The organism is Chitinophaga silvisoli (genome assembly GCF_003412465.1).
Lineage (GTDB): Bacteria > Bacteroidota > Bacteroidia > Chitinophagales > Chitinophagaceae > Chitinophaga > Chitinophaga silvisoli.
The window spans coordinates 1-1711 of record NZ_QTJV01000038.1 but is presented as its reverse complement, the minus strand read 5'-3'; the positions used below and the strand labels follow the sequence as shown (position 1 = coordinate 1711).

At 30.6% G+C, this 1711-nt stretch carries 2 protein-coding genes; both read left to right on the top strand.

The genetic code is table 11. The features are described 5' to 3' along the window. Positions 1 to 1072 (top strand): hypothetical protein (locus DXN04_RS33935; RefSeq protein ID WP_233525749.1); only part of this gene is annotated, 1072 nt, incomplete at its 5' end. A 2-nt stretch (positions 1073 to 1074) separates the two neighbouring features. Then, on the top strand, positions 1075 to 1711 hold a 637-nt coding region (locus tag DXN04_RS33930), incomplete at its 3' end, for a hypothetical protein (protein WP_147320158.1).

Here is a 1711-nt window from a genome sequence, read left to right as displayed (position 1 = left end):
ATTATTAATTCTATACTTAATAATTATTATACTAAGCAAGAAATTAATGATATTACGTACTAATATTACTTTTGTTGAAAATGATGATGGTACTATTACTATTAATGCTGCCGGTGGAGGTTCTGGCGGTGGTGGACTAACTGAAGAAGAAGTACGTAATATTATTAATTCTATACTTAATAATTATTATACTAAGCAAGAAATTAATGATATTATCGCTGGTCTTGAAGGAGGTGGTGGCTCTGGTGGAGATGGCACTCATAATGTCATGTCTGTTACTCAACTTGGTGAAGCTAGAACAGGTAAATATCTTGTTATGAATAAATTTGCAGATAGTGAAACTAAACCTAGTAGACTTGATGTAGATTTTAATTCTCTTTATACTGATATTAAAAATAAATTAGTTGGAGAAGGATTTGGACAAGGCGGTGGAAGTGGACAAGGTGGTGGAGTTGCTGCTAGTCAAATTCAAGCTTGGATTGCTGCTGTTGTTCCTATTGGTTCTATTATGCTTTGGGATACTTCAACTCCTCCTAATGGTTGGGAAGTTTATACTGCTGCACAAGGACGTTTTGTTATGGGTTATATACCTAATGGTATTAATATTTATAATAATCCTAAACAAGGAAATCTTGATTGGAAAACAGTTCTTGAAAATATTAAAGATACATATGACCCTGCTGCTCCGGGTCGTAATGTAAGTGCATATACGTTTTATATTGGTGGTACTGATTTACCTCTTCATCAACATGCTGTTGCTGTTGGTAAAACTAAATCCGGTGATAATAACCATCAAGTTATAGCACCTAGTAACTGGAGATTTATATCAGGTGATTTAGATGGTGATGTTAAAAATGGTTATCCTTATGGTACTGATAGAAATAGACTTGATAATCTTGGCATTAATCGTTCTACTAATTGGTATATGACTGGACCTAATATTAGTAATAATGGTGAAATGACTTGGAGTCAAATAAGTGGTAATAGATGGACAGGTAATTATCTTGCTATTAATAAACTTATGCCTACTATTGCTTTACATTATATTAAACGTGTTTCTAATCCGTGGTAATTATGGCTGAAGAAGAAAATGTTTTTGTTGGTACTAATTGTCAATCTTTTGACCCTAGTAAAGTTCAATGTGATAAAGAGGGCAATATGCCAATTCATATACTAGATAAGTATTGTGAAGAAAATGATACTAGATATAATATATATCCTTTAACTGTTATACAAGCTATATTTGATGGTAAAACTGGTACTAGACTAGATAGAATATTAGCTTCTTGTAATAGTGTTTATTTAACTTGGGAAGGTACTTTTGCTGATACTGTTAATAAACTTGATAAAATTTATCGTCGTAAAGGATATATTATTACTTATCGTGATGTAACTAATATTAATTGGACACAACGATATAATAGTGATGATATTAGTGATGCTGCTTGGACTAATCCAGATAATTGGGAGGGATGGTCTTTTGATACTGTTATTAAAGATTTAGCAGAAGCACTTGAAGAGATATTTACTAATATAGGTGATTATAAAGACTTTCTTGATATTATTACTAGTTTTATTAATGATTTTGTTATTAATGTATTTAATAATATTAATAATTATCCTAAACTAGTTGAAATTATTAAGAATAGTACAGTTGAAAGTTTGCCTATTATTATTAGAGATATATTTAATAATATTAATGAATATCCTG